The following is a 17,166-nucleotide window of genomic DNA, read 5'->3' as shown; positions in this document are numbered from 1 at the left end:
CGGGGTTCACCGGGCGGCCGTGGCGGTCTTGTCGGCGATCGTTATGGTTCGGCCGTTGAGGCCGTGCCGGGGTACTGGTCGAGCGCTGGTTCCAGGGCTGCGGCACTCCAGCGAACCGACGCGATCCGGGCGACCGCCGCACCATCGCGCGACTAGGAGGGCACCCGCGCCGACCGCACGCCCTGTGCCAGTTCGGCCGTGAGCGAGCGCACCGCGTCCAAGCCCTGGGCGGCGGCGCTGACCAGGGCCGAGCCGACGATGACGCCGTCGGCGTAGGCCGCGATCTCGGCGGCCTGGGCTCCGTTGCGCACGCCCAGGCCGACACCGATCGGGATATCGGAGTGGGTGCGGATGCGTGCGCACAGGGCGGGGGCCATATCGGAGACGGCGTCGCGCGCGCCGGTCACACCCATGGTGGAGGCGGCGTAGACGAAACCGCGTGACGCCTCCAGGGTTTTGACCAGACGCTCCTCGGTGGAGGACGGCGCGACCAGGAAGATGCGGTCCAGATTGTGGGTGGCCGACGCGATGAACCAATCGTCGGCCTCCTCCGGAATCAGATTGGGCGTGATGAGTCCGAGGCCGCCCGCCGCCGCGAGATCGCGGGCGAAGGTGTCGACGCCGTACTTCAGCACCGGATTCCAGTAGGTCATGACGACGGCCTTGCCGCCCGCCGCGCTGATGGCCTCCACCACCCGGAATACGTCGCGCACCCGCACGCCGCCGCGCAGCGCCTGTTCGGCGGCGGCCTGGATGGTGGGGCCGTCCATCACCGGGTCGGAGTACGCGACACCGACTTCGATGACGTCGCAACCGGATTCGACCATGGCGGTGCAGGCGTCGATGGACCCCTGCAGGTCCGGGTAGCCGGCGGGCAGATAGCCGATGAGCGCCGCGCGGTTCTCCTCGCGGGCCGCGGCGAAGGTGTTGGCGAGATTGGACTGCTGGCTCACTGCTGCCCCTCCGGGTCGTCGAACAGCCCGAACCAGCGGGCGGCGGTGTCCATATCCTTGTCGCCGCGACCGGACAGGTTCACCAGGATGATCGCACCCGCACCCAACTCCTTGCCCAGTTGCAGCGCGCCCGCCACGGCGTGCGCGGATTCGATGGCCGGGATGATGCCCTCGGCGCGCGAGAGCAGCAGCAGCGCGTCCATGGCCTCGGTATCGGTGATCGGCCGGTACTCGGCGCGCCCGATGTCCTTGAGGTACGCGTGCTCGGGGCCGACTCCGGGATAGTCCAAACCCGCTGAGATGGAATGGGATTCGATGGTCTGGCCGTCCTCGTCCTGCAGCAGGTACGAGTACGCGCCCTGGAACGCACCCGGCGTGCCGCCGGTGAAGGTGGCGGCGTGGCGACCGGTGTCGACGCCGTCGCCCGCGGCCTCGTAGCCGATCAGGCGCACGTCGGCGTCGTCGAGGAAGGCGTGGAAGATGCCGATGGCATTGGAGCCGCCGCCCACGCACGCGGTGACCGCGTCGGGCAGGCGGCCGGTCTGCGCCAGCACCTGGGCGCGCGCCTCCATACCGACGATGCGCTGAAAATCGCGCACCATCAACGGGAACGGATGCGGACCGGCGGCGGTGCCGAAGCAGTAGTAGGTGCGGTCGGCATTGGTGACCCAGTCGCGCAGCGCCTCGTTGATGGCGTCCTTGAGGGTCCGCGAACCGGAGGTCACCGACACCACCTCCGCGCCCAGCAGCCGCATGCGGGCCACGTTCAGGGCCTGCCGGGCGGTGTCGACCGCGCCCATGTAGATGACGCATTCCAAGCCCAGCAGCGCGCACGCGGTGGCGGTGGCGACGCCGTGCTGCCCCGCGCCGGTCTCGGCGATGACGCGGGTCTTGCCCATGCGCTTGGCCAGCAGCGCCTGGCCCAGCACATTGTTGATTTTGTGAGAACCGGTGTGGTTCAAGTCTTCCCGCTTGAGCAGGATGCGCGCGCCACCGGCGTGCTCGGCCAGTTTGGTGCATTCGAACACCGGCGACGGACGGCCGGTGTAGTCGCGCTGCAGGCGGTCGAGTTCACCGAGGAAGTCCGGGTCGAGCCGGACCTTCTCGTATTCGGCGGTGACCTCCTCGATCACCGCCATCAACGCCTCGGGTACGTGGCGGCCGCCGTAGACGCCGAAATGGCCGCCCAGGTCGGGTTCGTGCGCGCTCTTGTTCGCGACGCCGTCGCTGGCCTTGGGCAGGGTGTCGTTCGTCGGTGTCATCTCGTCTCTCACCGGCCCCGGCGCACCGGCTTCGGGCAGGACGGATGCGTTCCGGCGGTCACCAGCTCGGCCACGGCGGCGCGGGGATCACCGCTGGTCACCAGGCCCTCGCCGACCAGGACGGCATCCGCGCCCGCACCGGCGTAGGCCAGCAGGTCGGCGGTGCCGCGGATACCGGACTCGGCCACCCGGATGACCTCACTGGGCAGGCCGGGCGCGATGCGGGCGAACACGTCCCGATCCACCTCGAGGGTCTTCAGGTTGCGGGCGTTCACGCCGATCACGGTGGCACCGGCGGTGAGGGCGCGATCGGCCTCCTCCTCGGTGTGCACCTCGACCAGGGCGGTCATGCCCAGCGATTCGGTGCGGTCGATGAGCGAGGACAGCACGTCCTGCTCCAGGGCCGCCACGATGAGCAGGATGACGTCCGCGCCGTGCGCACGGGCCTCGTGGATCTGGTACGGGCCGACGATGAAGTCCTTGCGCAGGATCGGGATGTCCACCGCGGCGCGCACGGCGTCCAGATCGGCCAGGGAGCCGTGGAAGCGGCGCTGTTCGGTCAGCACGCTGATGATGCGCGCGCCGCCGTCCTCGTAGGCTCGGGCCAGGTCGGCCGGATTGGCGATATCCGCGAGCGCGCCCTTGGAGGGGCTGGCACGCTTCACTTCGGCGATCACGCCGATCCCGTCCTCGTGCAGCGCTGCCTTCGCGTCGCGGGGCGAGGGCGCGGCCGCGGCAGCCTTCTTGACGGCCTGGAAATCCAGGAGGGCTTCCCGTGCGGCCACATCCGCGCGGACCCCGTCGAGAATCGAGTCGAGTACCGTCATCTGGCTCGAATCCTTTCTGGGGAGACGGACTTGCTGCCTGAGAATCCCCCCAGGCGCTGTCTCACCGATGCTGATAAAGAGTAAATGGCTATCTCCGCGTCGTTGACGGCGGGGGCGGTACGGGGGCTTGGTCCGGTCTCCGCCGCTGTTCAGCGAGTCGGGCGACCGGCCGACCCGGAATCCGGATCATCGTGCGCGGCAGAGGTATTGGCGGCCTCGTCGGTGGGGTCGTCCCCGGCATCGAGGGCATCCCAGAGCACTCGGCCCGACAGTTGTTCACCGGGGGCGGGCTGTGACGCGGATTCGGCGCGGCGCGGCGCCGTCTCACCGGCACGCCACTGGTCCGTCTCACCGGCACGCCACTGGTCCGTCTGAGCGGCACGCCGCTGGTCCGTCTGAGCGGCACGCCGCTGGTCCGTCTGAGCGGCACGCCGCTGGCCCGTCTGAGCGGCACGCCGCTGGCCCGTCTGAGCGGTACGCCGCTGGCCCGTCTGAGCGGTACGCCGCTGGCCCGTCTGAGCGGCACGCCGCTGCGCCACCTCGGCGGCGGCCGCCGAGCGCCGGACGGCGGGGTTGTCGTATTTGCCGGACAGTCGGCCGGTATCCGACGGCATGCGCACCAGCAGCACCCCGGCCAGGAAGGCGGCGACCGCGCCCACCAGCGCCACCACGGCGGGTGCCGTCGCGGTCTGGGTGCTCACCACATGTTCCCAGTCGCGCAGTTCGGCCAGTCGACCGGCCCGCTCCGCGAGCTGTCCCTCCCCTCTGAGCAGGGCGTACTCCGGCACCGCGGCCACGGCGGCGAGCAACGCGACCACCACGCCGACCATCCGGCGCGGCCAGCCGCGGGTGGCGAAGACGGCCGCGATGGTGGCGACCAGGGCCAGCGCCAGCGGAGTGAGCGCACCGAACCAGGTACCGCCGTCGAGGTCGATATCGCGCGGCGCACCGAGTTCACTGCTGACCTCGATGCTCACCCACGTCATCCGCGACGACACCCACAGCGCCCCGGCGGCGACGGCCAGCAGCAGCACCGCCACGATGGGTTTGCGCCGGCGCGGCGTATCCGGCTGCGCCCCTTGCGCGTCCGCGCCGGGTCCGGCCTCGATCTCGGCACGAATGACGGGATCGACGGAGCCGGAGGCAGTTTCCCCGATCACCGTCGAATCAGGCTGCGCGGCAGCCGGATTCCCAGACGCAGCGGCATCATCGGCCGCGCTGGACGGACCACCACGCGGGGCGGCGGGGCGGGTGGGCGCGTCCCCGGATGTCGCCGACGTGGCGGCAGGAGCCGCGTTCGGCGCGGCGGGCGGTCCGTCGGTACCGGTAGCGATCTCCGGATCCCGCCCGCGGTCCGGGTCGGCCGCATCGCTCATAGCGTGCCGCCCTGTCCGTCCGGGCGGTAGGCGCGGACCGTCTGGGCGGCGGCGACGGCCTTGAGGACGGCCATGGCCTTGTTGCGGGATTCGACGTCCTCGTAGTCCGGATCGGAGTCGGCGACCACGCCCGCGCCCGCCTGCACGTAGGCGATGCCGTCCTTGAGCAGGGCGGTGCGGATACAGATGGCGGTATCGGCGTCGCCCGCGAAATCCAGGTAGCCGACCACGCCGCCGTAGATGCCGCGGCGGGTGGGCTCCAACTCCTCGAGCAGTTCCATGGCGCGGACCTTCGGCGCGCCGGAGAGGGTGCCCGCGGGGAAGCAGGCGCGCACCGCGTCGAGGGCGATGCGGCCGGGGGCCAGGCGACCCGAGACCGTGGACACCAGGTGCATGACGTGGCTGTAGCGCTCGATGTGGCGGTATTCGGTGACCCGCACGGTGCCCGGTTCGCAGACTCGGCCCAGATCGTTGCGGCCGAGGTCGACGAGCATGAGGTGCTCGGCGTTCTCCTTCTCGTCGGCGAGCAGCCCCTTCTCCAGTAGCAGATCGTCCTCCTCGGTGGCCCCGCGCCAGCGAGTACCCGCGATGGGGTGCGTGGTGGCGAGGCCGTCCTTCACCGTGACCAGCGATTCGGGGCTGGAGCCGACGATGGAGAAGGCGGTGCCGCCGGACCGGTCGGGGATGTGCATGAGGTACATGTACGGGCTCGGATTGGAGGCGCGCAGCATGCGGTACAGATCCAGCGGGCTGCCGTCGTAGTCCATCTCGAAGCGCTGCGACAGCACCACCTGGAACGCCTCACCCGCCTCGATCTCCTTGACCAGGCGGCGCACGCCCGCGCCGAACTCCTCGGAGGTGCGCTGGCGGCGGAATTCGGGCTCGGGGCGTTCGAAGACGGAGACGGTGGAATCGGCGGGGGCGGCCAGGGCGGCGGTCATGCGGTCCAGGCGGGCCACCGCGTCGTCGTACGCCTCGTCCACGCGCTCGTCGGTGCCGTTCCAGTTGACGGCATTGGCGATGAGGGTGATGGCGCCCTCGTGGTGGTCGAAGGCCGCCAGGTCGGTGGCCAGCAGCAGCACCAACTCCGGCAGTTCGAGGTCGTCGGCGGCGATGACGGGCAGGCGTTCCATGCGGCGTACCGCGTCGTAGCCGAGGTAGCCGACCAGGCCGCCGGTGAGCGGCGGCAGACCGGGCAGTCGTTCGGTGCGCAGGAGTTGCAGCGTCTCCCGCAGCGCCTCCAGGGGCTCACCCCCGGCGGGGGCGTCGGCCGGAACCTGCCCGAGCCAGGTCGCCTGCCCGTTCTCGACGGTCAGCGCGGTGGGACTGCCCGCGCCGATGAACGACCAGCGCGACCACGATCGCCCGTTCTCGGCCGACTCCAGCAGGAAGGTTCCCGCCCGGTCGGCGGCCAGTTTGCGATAGGCCGAGAGGGGAGTTTCCGAGTCCGCCAACACCTTTCGAATCACCGGAACGACCCGATGATCGGCCGCGAGCTGGCGGAACTGTTCGCGGGAGGTGGTGGTGGGAGTGGAGGAACCGCGCATTGCCCCATCATTCCAGGCCGGTCGATCGGCATCGAATCCCGCTCCCCGCACAGCCGGAGCCATACCGGCCGCGAATAACAGTGGCGGTGATCACTACACTCGCCACACGCGGTATCCCTTATCGAGAGGAGTTCAACACCGATGTACCCCTCGCAACCGGTCGCACCGGAGGGTCCCCGGCACGCCAGTCCGCAGGTCGGCCCGGGTGGGCACCCGACCCAGCCACCCCGGATGATGAATATGAACCCGGCCGCCAAGCCCAGCGCCCTCGCCTCCTTCGTCACCTATGTGAAGGCACTCGAGGCGCTGGATCCGCGCCGCTTCCCGGACGAGTACGCCGAGCACGCCGACCGCATCCGCGAACTCAAGCCCTTCCTCCGGGCCCACGGCATCCTCGATGTCATGGAGATCAAGAACCCGGACGTCGCCGCCCTCATCGGCGTCTGACCCCACCGGGCGTCCGGTACGCACAGGCGATTCGGCCCGCGCACACCGCTGTGCGCGGGCCGTGCCGTGTGATGCGGCGGGCCATGTCGGCGCGCCCCGTGGCTCCCGGAACGCCGATCCGACCGGAGCGGGCCGTTCCGCTCGGGACTATGCTCGCCGCCATGCGAATTCGCGCGTTCCAAGCCGCCGATCGCGACGCCGTGCACGAGGTGTCGGTGCGGGCCGGAGCTGGATCTCCGTCCGGAGTGCTGTGGGGAGATCCGGAGTCGGAGATGGCGGTGTATCTGGATCCGTACCTGGATCTGGAACCCGATTCGCTGCTGCTGGCGGAGTCGGATGGTCGGCTGGTGGGGTATCTCGCCGGATGTCTGGACGGGACGCGGTTCCCCAGCGAGGAGGAACGGATCGAGCGGGCCATCCGGACATATCGCCTGCTCCGGAAGCGGACGGCACGGGCGTTCTTCCTGCGCAGTGCCGTGGACATGGCGGCTGCCAAGCTGCGGCGACGGCCGACGGCCGGGGATTTCGTCGATGCGCGATGGCCGTCACATCTGCATATCGGCCTCGTCCCCGAAGCGCGCGGCACCGGCGCGGCCGAGGCGCTCATGCGGCGGTGGTTCGAGCGGCTCGACGCGCACGGCTCTCCCGGGTGCCATCTACAGACCTTGGTCGAGAACACCCGGGCCGTGCGGTTTTTCACCCGGACCGGATTCGTCACGCACGGCGTGCCCGCCGAAGTGCCAGGACTGCGGTACCGGGGCGCGCGGGTACATCAGCTGACGATGGTGCGCCCCGGCTGAACGGCGATCGGCCCTCGTCGCCCGACCGATCGCGGTAGCCCGCCGGTGCCCGACGTCCCGTAATGTCTCCGGCATGAAGGCAGGCCAGCTCGCCCCGAGTTTCAAGCTTCCCGATCAGACCGGCACCGTGCGCTCGCTCGACGAACTGCTCGCGGACGGCCCTGTCGTGCTGTTCTTCTACCCCGCCGCCAATACCCCGGTGTGCACCGCCGAGGCATGCCACTTCCGCGACCTCGCCGCCGAATTCGCCGCCGCGGGCGCGACCCCGGTCGGCATCAGCACCGACTCGGTGCAGACCCAGGCCGGTTTCGCGGGCAAACAGAACCTGGACTATCCGCTGCTCTCCGACAACGACGGCGCGGTAGCCGCCGCATTCGGCGTCAAACGCGGCCTGCTGGGCAAACTCTCCCCCGTCAAACGCACCACCTTCGTCATCGACCCGGACCGCACCATCGCGGCCGTGATCAACAGCGAACTACGCGCCAACGTCCACGCCGACGACGCCCTGGAGTTCCTCCGCAACCGCGCGACCTAACGCCGACCGCATGCGGCGGTAGCAACCACCGATCGCGACCAGGCGACGGCGAGGGCGGCGGCGAAAGCCGGTTGCGACAGCACCTCATCGGGGTGGTGCAGCCGCGCTACCGAGAGATGCCGGTCGCGGAGTGGGCGGCCGGCGCTATGGCCCCAGGGACGGCGACGTATCGGCACACCCGCCTGCCGATGCGATCGCCGCCGTGTCACACCGGCAGTGGTGCGCACACTCACCCGCGCCGCCAGCCTCAGCGCGAGGCGGCGATCAACACAGCACCACGACGCTGCCCGCGTAGGCGACGAGGATGAGGGTAGCGGCGGCGAAAGCCGGTTGTAGCAGCCGCCTTTCGAGATAGCGCGGCCGTGCGGCACCCCCGGGCGGCGCTGGTCGCGGGGTGCGGGCACGGCGGCCTGATCCGAGGTGTTGACGGTCGGGCCGCCGCTGCCGTGGGGCATTCCAGTGGCGGAGACGGGTCCGCGGCCGCCGCCGTGAGGCGTTCCAGATGCGGTGACCGCCCGGCGATCTCAGCCAGGCAGCGTCTCTGAGGCGAGGGCGGTCGCCGGTGCCCGGGGTCGGCGCCCCGGGGAGAGGGCGGTCATTTCGGTTCTGCGACTTCAGTTTTCGGCGGATCAAGCCGACGACGGTGAGGATCGCGGTGAGGAGGAGCATCGCGGGGCCGGTCAGGCGGCGGGGGCGGGGTGGGGGTTGGCGGTGCCGCGTGGGAGGCGGCGGCGGGCCGGGCCGGGGTCGGGGACCAGGTCGAAGCGGATGAGGCTGTCGGCGGTGTCGAGGAGGGTTTCGGCGAGGGGGCGCATGGTCCAGCCGAGTTCGCGGCTCGCCTTCTCGGCGCTGACGGATTCGTCGCGGCCGAGGTAGGGGACGGCGGTGCGGGCGGTGGCGTCGAAGCGGGCGGCCAGGCGGACCAGCCAGTCCGGCAGGGCGCGGGCGGTGATCCGGTAGCGGCCCGCCAGGATGCGAGCCATCTGCGGGAGTGACACCTGTTCCCCGGCCAGGATGTAGCGGTTGCCCGCGGCCGCCGGCTCCGCCATGGCCAGGCGGTGTCCGACCGCCGCGTCCCGCACGTCCACGGTGCAGAAGTTCAGCCGCGGCACGCCGGGCATCTCCCCGGCCAGCACCAGGCGCAGGCCCTCCACCGAGGTGCCGACCCGTGCGTTCCGCACCGGCCCCAGGATCATGCCGGGATTGACCACGGCGAGTTCGAATCCCGGTGTGGCGTGGGCGAAGTCCCAGGCCGCGCGTTCGGCGAGCGTCTTGCTCTTCTCGTAGGGGTCGCAGACCGCCGGATCCGACCAGTCCGCCTCGGTGCACAGTCCGGTGTGCCCGACCCGCACCGCCGCGATCGACGAGGTGTACACCACCCGTTCGACCCCGGCGTCCCGCGCGGCGCTCAGCACCCGCCGCATGCCGTCTACGGCCGGACGCACCAACTCGTCCTCGTGTTCGGGCGTGCCCAGCGGGAAGGGCGAGGCGGTGTGCAGCACATACCGGCAGCCCGCCACCGCCTCGGTCCAACCGACATCGCTGCTCAGATCCGCCTCCACCAACTCCACGCCGCGCAGGTGCGCGGTGGCGGCGGCATCGGCGAGCGAGCGGACGGTGCCGCGCACCGCGTAGCCGTGCTCCTGTAGTTCGGCGACGACATGCCCGGCGAGATACCCCGAAACCCCGGTCACGAGAACACGATCCGTCATGGCCAAGCTCCAATCTAATCGCTGTTCAGAATCTAATCAATGTATAGATTGGCGGAGCCCCGGCCGTCAACCCCTTACGCTCATGCCATGTCGACGAAGTCCCGCTACCATCACGGCGCGCTCCGGGAGGAGCTCATGCGCGCATCCCTCGAACTGATCGAATCCGAGGGCCTGGCCGCCGTGAGCCTGCGCCGCGTGGCCCGCGAGGCCGGGGTCAGCCCCGGCGCGCCCTACCACCACTTCGCCGACCGCGCCGCGCTCATGACCGCGCTGTCCACCCAGGGGTTCGAACTGCTGCGCGCGGAACTCCAGACCGCCCGCGACCGGGCCGGCACGCCCATGGCCCGCCTGGCCGCCCTCGCCGACGCCTACGTGCGCTTCGCCCGCGAGCGGCCCGCCCACTTTCGCCTCATGTTCCGGCCGGAGCTGTCGCACTCGCACAAGCATCCGGAGACCAGCGCGGCCGGTGACGCCGCCTTCGCCGTACTGGCCGACACCGTCGCCGAGGCCGCCGCGGCCGGGGCGCTGCCCACCGACGAGGCCGATATCCTCGCCATGACCTGGTGGAGCCTGGCGCACGGACTGGCCTCGCTCACCCTCGACGGCAAACTCCCCGATCGGGCCGCGCAGCTGGGAATGACGGTGCCGGACCTCAGCGACCGGGTCACCCGACTCTTCGCCGACCTGGTCGATTCCACCCGAACCCGACGCTGACCCAGCCCACCGAAGCACTGCGGCGAAACCCACCGCGGCCCAGCCGAGCGACCTCCTAGCAAACCCTGCGGTACGGGCCTACGCTGTGCCCATGACGACGCCGATCGAACAGCCGACCGAAGGCAGGAGTTCCTTCGCCACCTGGCGCAATCGCATTATCGGGGTGCTGGTGCTGGCCCTGGTGCTGTGGCTGGCGTATCTCGTTCTGGCCGCGTTCATCCCGCGCTGGTGGGCCCAGCGAATTGCGGAAATGGTGCATTCCAGCTTTTCCAAGGGCATCTGGTACGGACTCGTCTTCGGGTTGGTCTGCACGGCCGTACCACTATTCCTCATCCTCTTCTCCACCATGGTCTGGCGGAAACGGGGTGGCCGGTTCGTCGCCGGTGCGCTGGTGGTTCTCGCCATCGCGGTGGCCGTGCCGAACCTCATGACGCTCACCATCGTGCTGGGCGACAGCAGCGCCGCCCACGCCGGTGAGCGCATTCTCGACGTGGACGCCCCGGGCTTCCGCGGCGCCTGCCTGGCGGGCGCCATCGCGGCCGCGATCCTGTTCGCTCTCACCGCATTTCTGTTGGCTCGCAGGGGCTTCCGTCGGCATCGTGCCGTCAAGCAGCGGGCCGCGCAGGAAAAAGCGCAACTCACCGCCGATGCGCCGGACCCGGCACCGGCACCGTCGGAGCCGCGCGAGCACTGAGCGAGCCACCCCCCGCGACACGCGCCGCCACGTGAGTGATGTCACGTCATTCAGTAACGCCCGTGACGTATGAGCGAAATCGTGGCAAACTTTGCTTGCGGGTGACTGCACGTGGAAGCTCCGAGGGTCGCGGACACGCTTCGACGATCGACAGTCACTTGGCTGCTACGAGAGGGCACACGGTGACCAAGTGGTTGAATCCAATGGAACAGCGAGCTTGGCGTACTGTCATCGCGCTGACCACCCGGCTGCCCGCCGCCCTGGATACCCAGTTGCAACGCGAATCCGGGATTACCCATTTCGAGTACTTCGTGATGACCCTGCTCTCCGAGGAGCCGGGCCATCGATTGCAGCTGAGCGAACTGGCGCGAAAGGCAAACGCATCGCTATCGCGACTGTCGCATGTGGTGTCGAAGCTGGAGCGGCTCGGCTGGGCACAGCGCGCCACCATGGCGGGCCGCCGCGGCGCACAGGCCGTACTCACCGACGCCGGATTCCAGAAGGTGACCGAGGCCGCGCCCGGATATCTGGATACGGTGCGCGGCTTGGTATTCGACGGCTTGGACGAGGAGCGCACCCGCGAACTGCTGGAGCTCGGTGAGCTCCTGGTGGCGCAGATGGAGCGCGGAATCAGCCGCGGCATAGGGAGATCCGGCCGCGGCGGGGGCAGTGCGGACGGCCGGGAGTATCTGCTCCCCGACAATCACATCGCCGACAATCACATCGCCCCGGCCGCACCCGACGGCGACACCCTCGGCAATCTCTGAGCCGCCGCGGGCCACGCGACACGACCGAAGCATGCTCGGCCGCAGGCGTATTCGCCCACGGTCGCACACTCGGGCCGCATCACTCAGAATCACTCGGGCCGTCACGGTCATGCCACAACACTCAGGCCGCAGCGTCGGGCCGCATCCCTCAGGCCACAGCGCCGAGCCGTCGCACTCAGGCCACAGCGCCGAGCCGTCGCACTCGGGTCACAGCGCCCGAGCCGTCGCGGTCAGCAGCACGTCGCCGTCCCAGCAGGTGTGCGTGCCGGTGTGGCAGGCCGCGCCCTCCTGGTCGACGATGAGCAGGAGGGCGTCACCGTCGCAGTCCAGGCGCACCTCGTGCACGTACTGGGTGTGCCCGGAGGTCTCCCCCTTCACCCAGTACTGCCCGCGCGAGCGCGAGTAGTAGGTGGCCTTGCGGGTGGCGAGGGTGCGAGCGAGGGCCTCGTCGTCCATCCAGGCCATCATGAGCACATCACCGGTGGACTTCTCCTGGGCGATGGCGGCGACCAACCCGGCCTCGTTGCGCTTGAGGCGGGCGGCGATGGCGGGTTCGAGGCTCATGACTCGGTTATAACAGGGCCGGCCACCCCGCCCGTATGCGGGGCGGCCGCGCACCCGTCACCGAAGATAACGAAGTCATAAACATTGCCGGGAAGATCATCGGCCATTTTGGACAACCGCCCAGTATTCAGCGCATGCATTACCGATCAGTAATGGCCGTGCTGTGCGTGGTCGCCGCCGCTCTCCTGCCCGGCGCCCCGGCCGCCGCCCAACCCACCGCGGCCCCCACCATCGCCAGCTACAACGTCTTCATGCTCTCGCGCAATCTCTACCCCAACTGGGGTCAGGTCACCCGCGCGGACCTCATCACCGCCCAGGGCGTGGTCGCCGACCAGGACGTGGTCGTCCTCCAGGAGGCGTTCGACAACGACGCCTCCGACCGGCTGCTGAGCAATCTGGCCGCCACCCATCCGCACCAGACCCCGGTCATGGGCCGCTCCCGCGGCGGCTGGGACGCCACCGAGGGCTCGTACTCCGCCACCACCCCAGAGGACGGCGGCGTGGCCATCGTGAGCCGCTGGCCCATCACCCGCAAGATCCAGTACATCTACGCCGACGCCTGCGGCGCGGACTGGTGGTCCAACAAGGGGTTCGTCTACGTGGAACTGGCCGCGCCCGGCGGGCCGCTGCACGTGATCGGCACCCACGCCCAATCCGAAGACGACGGCTGCTCGGCCGGGGAGCCGCGCACCATGCGCTCGCGCCAGCGCGCCGAACTGCGGCAGTTCCTCGCCGCCCGGAACATCCCGGCGAGCCAGCCGGTGTACGTGGCGGGCGATCTCAACGTGATCGAGGCCAGTGACGAATATTCGCAGATGCTCAGCGAATTGGGTGCGGTGCGCCCCGAGCACACCGGCCACCCGCACTCGTGGGACTGCCGCGACAACAGCGTCTGCCTGGACCAGTACGGCGCGGAGTACGCCTCCGAACACCTGGACTACGTGCTGCCCATCGCGGGCTACGCGGTGCCGTCGCGGTACGTGAACGAGACCCGCCGGGTGAAGAGTCCGGAGTGGTCGGTCACCTCGTGGGGCAAGACCTACCGTTACGTCGACTACTCCGACCACTACCCGGTGTTCGGTCGGGCGGGCTGATCAGCGGACGGTGATGCCCTCGGTGCGCATGGCGTCCTTCACATCCTTGATGGTCAGATCACCGAAGTGGAAGACGCTGGCGGCGAGCACCGCGTCGGCACCGGCCCGCACGGCGGGGGCGAAGTCGTCGACCTTGCCCGCGCCGCCGCTGGCGATGACCGGCACGGTGACCGCCGCGCGCACCGCGCGGATCATGGTCAGATCGAATCCGGCCTTGGTGCCGTCGGCGTCCATGGAGTTGAGCAGGATCTCGCCGACGCCGAGTTCGGCCCCGCGCACCGCCCATTCCACGGCGTCGATGCCGGTGCCGCGCTTACCGCCGTGCGTGGTCACCTCCCAGCCGGACGGAGTGGGCTGCTGCCCCTCCGGCACCGTGCGCGCGTCCACCGAGAGCACGATGCACTGGGAGCCGAACCGTTCCGACATCTCGCGCAGTACGTCGGGTTTGGCGATGGCGGCGGTATTGACCGACACCTTGTCCGCGCCCGCGCGCAGCAGCCGGTCCACATCGTCGACGGTGCGCACGCCGCCGCCCACGGTGAGCGGGATGAAGATCTGCTCGGCGGTGCGGGTCACCACGTCGATCATGGTGCCGCGGTCGCCGGTGGAGGCAGTGACGTCGAGGAAGGTGAGTTCATCCGCACCCTGGGCGTCGTAGGTGGCGGCCAGTTCGACCGGATCACCGGCGTCGCGCAGATTCTGGAAGTTGACGCCCTTGACGACGCGGCCCGCGTCCACGTCCAGACAGGGAATCACGCGTACTGCCAACGTCATTGCCTCACCTCTCCTCGGACCTGATCGACACAGGCGGCGATCATGTCCAGTAGTTCCTCGTGCACACCGGGCGCGGCCGCCAGCACCGAACCCGATTCGATGGTCCAGTCCCGCCCGAGCAGATCGGTGACCACCCCGCCCGCGGCCCGCACCAACGCCACCCCGGCGGCGTTGTCCCAGGCGTGATGGCCGAACACCACGGCCCCGCCCAGAATCCCGGATGCCGTGTACGCCAGGTCGATTCCGGTCGAGCCGTGCATGCGCATGCGGCCGGACAGGCGGCTGAGCGCACCCAGCAGGTTGAAGCGGAAGCGCCCCGGGATGCGCCCCTCGCCATCCAGGTTGAACGCGCCGAAGCCGATCATGGCGTCGGCGAGCCTGCTCGTCGACAGCGGTGGCAGCGGGACGTCGTCGAGCAGCAGCGGTCCCCCGACCGCGGCGGCGTAACGCTGGCCGAGCACCGGCAGCCAGGTCAGGCCCAGCACCGGGACGCCGTCCTCGACCAGTGCCAGCAGCATGCCCGAGAGTGGATGTCCCGCCGAATAATTGAATGTGCCGTCGATGGGGTCGAGCACCCACGCGGTGCCCGAGGTCAGCTGCGGACCGCCGAATTCCTCACCGTGCACCGGAATTCCGGTGCGCTCGTACAGCTGTCGCGAGATCTGGCGTTCCAGTTCCAGGTCCAGGGCGGTGGCGAAATCGCCGCGGCCCTTCTGGACGGCGCTGGGCGCGCCGAGCCCCTCCACGAAACGCGGTGCGGCGGCGTCGAGTACCTCGCTCGCGACGGCGAGCAGCGCGGTGCGGTCGGCGGCCATCCGCTAGCGGACCGCGTCGAGCGCTTCGGGCAGGGTGAACCGGCCCGCGTACAGCGCCTTGCCGATGATCGCGCCCTCCACCCCCTCGGGCACCAGGGTGGCGATGGCGCGCAGGTCGTCCAGGGTGGACACGCCGCCGGAGGCGATGACCGGCGCCTCGGCGGCATTGGCGACCTGGCTCAGCAGGTCCAGGTTGGGGCCGGTGAGGGTACCGTCGCGGCCCACGTCGGTGACCACGTAGCGGGTGCAGCCGTCACGCTCCAGGCGTTCGAGCACCTCCCACAGATCACCGCCGTCGGTGACCCAGCCGCGCCCGCGCAGCCGCCACTCGCCGTCGATGAGCTTGACGTCCAGGCCGATGGCGATGCGGTCGCCGTACTCACCGAGCACACGCGCGCACCACTGCGGATTCTCCAGCGCGGCGGTGCCGATATTGACCCGGGCGCAGCCGGTGGCCAGCGCCGCCTTCAGCGAATCGTCGTCGCGGATGCCGCCGGACAGTTCGACCCGCACATCGAGTTCGCCGACCACCTCGGCGATGAGATCGCGGTTGCTGCCCCGCCCGAAGGCGGCGTCGAGGTCCACCAGATGCACCCACTCGGCCCCGGCTTCCTGCCAGGCGTGGGCGGCGTCGCGCGGCGAACCGTAGCTGGTCTCGCTTCCGGCCTCGCCCTGAACGAGGCGGACGGCTTCACCATTGGCGACATCGACGGCGGGTAGCAGCACAAGACTCACGGAACCACCTTAGTGGTTGCCGGTCGGCGGCCCGCCGTCGGCCCGCACCGGGGAGACGCCGGTCACCAGCGATAGTCGAGGAACTTGCCGTCGAAGGTGACCACCACGCGGTCACCGTCCGGATGCGGGCGGCGGCTGATGTCGATGGTGAAGTTGATGGCGCTCATGATGCCGTCGCCGAACTCCTCGTGGATGAGTTCCTTGAGCGCCGGTCCGTAGACATTGACGGCTTCCACGAAGCGGTACACGGTGGGATCGGTCATGATCTCCGGATCGGCGGTGCGGGCGGGCTGCCGCACCAGCGCCTCGGCGACCGCGTCATCGAGGCCGAGCAGACCGCACACCTTCGCCGCCTGCTCCCCGGTGAGCGGATGCCGTCCCAGCAGGGCGGCGGTGGTCCACACCAGTGGCGCGTCGATGGCGGCCGCCAGCTCCGCCCACGTGTGCCCGCCGCGGATGCGGGCCGTGGTGACGAGGTCGGCGGCCTCGGTCTTGCTCATCATCGGGGTCATCGAGATCTCCTGTGTCGGAAGCCAACTCCGCCACCCTGCCACAGCGTCAGCGGTCGACCGCCGCTGGAAACACACTGTTCACCGCACCGGTCACCTGCCGGAAACCCGTACCGGAGTGTGAGGTTCGGGAAACATCGGGGCGGCGGTGAGGTCATGGCTGGGCAACAACCGGTACCCAGAATCGGCATATCCCCACCGATCGAAGGAACACCCCACATGTCGTATCTGAAACCCGCCGAGTTCGTCACGAAGATGGTGGACGCCGGCCAGGACAAGGCGCTGATGTCCACCCGCGACACCGTGATTCGCGCGTACATGGCGGGTGCGATCCTCGCGCTCGCCGCCGCGTTCGCCGTCACCATCACCGTGCAGACCGGCAATCCGCTGCTGGGCGCGGTGTTGTTCCCCGTCGGCTTCTGCATGCTCTACCTGCTCGGCTTCGACCTGCTCACCGGGGTGTTCACGCTGGTGCCGCTGGCCTGGCTGGACCGGCGGCCGGGCGTGAATCTGCGGGCCATGCTGCGCAACTGGGGGCTGGTGTTCGTCGGCAATTTCGCCGGGGCGTTCACCGTGGCCGTCATGATGGCGATCATCGTGACCATGGGCTTCGCCGTCGATCCCAACGAGGTCGGCCAGAAGCTCGGTGATATCGGCGAATCCCGCACCGTCGGCTACGCCGAGTACGGCGCTTCCGGCATGCTCACCCTGTTCATCCGCGGCGTGCTGTGCAACTGGATGGTCTCCACGGGTGTGGTGGCCGCCATGATGTCGACGTCGGTGTCGGGCAAGGTGATCGCCATGTGGATGCCCATCATGCTGTTCTTCTACATGGGCTTCGAACACTCGATCGTCAATATGTTCCTGTTCCCCTCGGGCCTGCTGCTGGGCGGCGACTTCTCCATCGGGGATTATCTGCTGTGGAACGAGATCCCCACGGTCGTCGGCAATCTCGTGGGTGGGCTCACCTTCGTCGGCCTGACCCTGTACGCCACGCACCGGCGCACCGCCGCATCCAAGCCGGTCGAGGAGCCGGTCACG

18 protein-coding genes and 1 pseudogene are annotated in these 17,166 nt (G+C 69.8%); 8 read left to right on the top strand and 11 right to left on the bottom strand.

The annotated features are described in order from the left end of the window. Positions 1-152: 152 nt before the first annotated feature. The 5 genes from trpA to QK444_RS15430 form a co-directional block, all read right to left on the bottom strand. Positions 153-953 (bottom strand): tryptophan synthase subunit alpha, encoded by an 801-nt coding sequence (trpA, locus tag QK444_RS15450; protein WP_195143601.1) that lies wholly within the window; start codon positions 951-953, stop codon positions 153-155. Beyond that, positions 950-2,215 (bottom strand): tryptophan synthase subunit beta, encoded by a 1,266-nt coding sequence (gene trpB, locus QK444_RS15445; RefSeq protein ID WP_282780924.1) that lies wholly within the window; start codon positions 2,213-2,215, stop codon positions 950-952. Before trpB ends, trpA begins: the two co-directional genes overlap by 4 nt. Before the next feature lie 8 nt (positions 2,216-2,223). After that, positions 2,224-3,042 carry an indole-3-glycerol phosphate synthase TrpC gene (gene trpC / locus QK444_RS15440; RefSeq protein WP_029929096.1) on the bottom strand — a complete coding sequence of 273 codons (819 nt, stop codon included), beginning with the start codon at positions 3,040-3,042 and terminating at the stop codon, positions 2,224-2,226. 149 nt (positions 3,043-3,191) lie between these two features. Further along, the gene (locus tag QK444_RS15435) at positions 3,192-4,418 is read right to left on the bottom strand and encodes a TIGR02234 family membrane protein (protein WP_282780921.1); all 1,227 of its coding nucleotides are present in this window, start codon (positions 4,416-4,418) and stop codon (positions 3,192-3,194) included. Next, complete coding sequence (locus QK444_RS15430; RefSeq protein WP_282780919.1) at positions 4,415-5,965, bottom strand: anthranilate synthase component I; 1,551 nt, start codon at positions 5,963-5,965, stop codon at positions 4,415-4,417. Before QK444_RS15430 ends, QK444_RS15435 begins: the two co-directional genes overlap by 4 nt. A gap of 141 nt (positions 5,966-6,106) precedes the next feature. On the opposite strand from QK444_RS15430, the gene QK444_RS15425 reads away from it, so the two are divergent. The 3 genes from QK444_RS15425 to QK444_RS15415 all read left to right on the top strand — a co-directional run bounded on the left by QK444_RS15425 (position 6,107) and on the right by QK444_RS15415 (position 7,747). Next, complete coding sequence (locus QK444_RS15425) at positions 6,107-6,412, top strand: hypothetical protein (protein WP_029929101.1); 306 nt, start codon at positions 6,107-6,109, stop codon at positions 6,410-6,412. A 161-nt stretch (positions 6,413-6,573) separates the two neighbouring features. Next, the gene (locus QK444_RS15420) at positions 6,574-7,212 is read left to right on the top strand and encodes a GNAT family N-acetyltransferase (RefSeq protein WP_282780916.1); all 639 of its coding nucleotides are present in this window, start codon (positions 6,574-6,576) and stop codon (positions 7,210-7,212) included. Positions 7,213-7,285: 73 nt separating this feature from the next. Then, positions 7,286-7,747, top strand: a complete 462-nt coding sequence (locus QK444_RS15415; RefSeq protein WP_282780914.1) for a peroxiredoxin — start codon at positions 7,286-7,288, stop codon at positions 7,745-7,747. Positions 7,748-8,427: 680 nt separating this feature from the next. Here the strand turns inward: QK444_RS15415 and QK444_RS15410 are convergent. Then, positions 8,428-9,459, bottom strand: coding sequence for an NAD-dependent epimerase/dehydratase family protein (locus QK444_RS15410; RefSeq protein WP_282780912.1), 1,032 nt, complete (start codon positions 9,457-9,459; stop codon positions 8,428-8,430). A gap of 87 nt (positions 9,460-9,546) precedes the next feature. On the opposite strand from QK444_RS15410, the gene QK444_RS15405 reads away from it, so the two are divergent. The 3 genes and pseudogenes from QK444_RS15405 to QK444_RS15395 form a co-directional block, all read left to right on the top strand. Next, complete coding sequence (locus tag QK444_RS15405; protein WP_282780910.1) at positions 9,547-10,173, top strand: TetR/AcrR family transcriptional regulator; 627 nt, start codon at positions 9,547-9,549, stop codon at positions 10,171-10,173. Between the two features lie 91 nt (positions 10,174-10,264). Next, on the top strand, positions 10,265-10,867 hold the full coding sequence (locus QK444_RS15400; RefSeq protein WP_282780908.1) for a permease: 603 nt from the start codon (positions 10,265-10,267) through the stop codon (positions 10,865-10,867). A 203-nt stretch (positions 10,868-11,070) separates the two neighbouring features. Beyond that, a pseudogene (locus QK444_RS15395) lies at positions 11,071-11,520 on the top strand (MarR family transcriptional regulator); the annotation flags it as partial. Between the two features lie 321 nt (positions 11,521-11,841). On the opposite strand, the gene hisI reads toward QK444_RS15395, so the two are convergent. After that, a complete protein-coding gene (hisI, locus tag QK444_RS15390) occupies positions 11,842-12,198 on the bottom strand; it encodes a phosphoribosyl-AMP cyclohydrolase (protein WP_282780906.1) in 357 nt (118 codons plus the stop codon). A gap of 134 nt (positions 12,199-12,332) precedes the next feature. Here hisI and sph point away from each other — a divergent pair, with 134 nt between their 5' ends. Then, complete coding sequence (gene sph, locus QK444_RS15385; RefSeq protein ID WP_282780904.1) at positions 12,333-13,292, top strand: sphingomyelin phosphodiesterase; 960 nt, start codon at positions 12,333-12,335, stop codon at positions 13,290-13,292. Here sph and hisF read toward each other — a convergent pair whose 3' ends face one another. From hisF to cynS, 4 genes are all read right to left on the bottom strand, one after another. Next, a complete protein-coding gene (gene hisF / locus QK444_RS15380; protein WP_282780902.1) occupies positions 13,293-14,066 on the bottom strand; it encodes an imidazole glycerol phosphate synthase subunit HisF in 774 nt (257 codons plus the stop codon). Then, positions 14,063-14,881, bottom strand: coding sequence for an inositol monophosphatase (locus QK444_RS15375; protein WP_282780901.1), 819 nt, complete (start codon positions 14,879-14,881; stop codon positions 14,063-14,065). Before QK444_RS15375 ends, hisF begins: the two co-directional genes overlap by 4 nt. 3 nt (positions 14,882-14,884) lie before the next feature. Then, on the bottom strand, positions 14,885-15,616 hold the full coding sequence (gene priA, locus QK444_RS15370; protein WP_282780899.1) for a bifunctional 1-(5-phosphoribosyl)-5-((5-phosphoribosylamino)methylideneamino)imidazole-4-carboxamide isomerase/phosphoribosylanthranilate isomerase PriA: 732 nt from the start codon (positions 15,614-15,616) through the stop codon (positions 14,885-14,887). Positions 15,617-15,678: 62 nt separating this feature from the next. Next, entirely contained in the window at positions 15,679-16,128 is a 450-nt protein-coding gene (gene cynS, locus QK444_RS15365) for a cyanase (RefSeq protein WP_029929122.1), read from the bottom strand. Between the two features lie 216 nt (positions 16,129-16,344). Between cynS and QK444_RS15360 the strand changes: the two genes are divergently transcribed. Continuing rightward, positions 16,345-17,166, top strand: an 822-nt coding sequence (locus tag QK444_RS15360) for a formate/nitrite transporter family protein (RefSeq protein ID WP_282780896.1), incomplete at its 3' end; no start/stop codon positions are given.

The sequence above is a fragment of the Nocardia sp. CC201C genome (assembly GCF_030010695.1).
GTDB lineage: Bacteria > Actinomycetota > Actinomycetes > Mycobacteriales > Mycobacteriaceae > Nocardia > Nocardia otitidiscaviarum.
The sequence above is the reverse complement of the archived record's forward strand: the minus strand, read 5'-3'. Positions and strand labels throughout refer to the sequence as shown.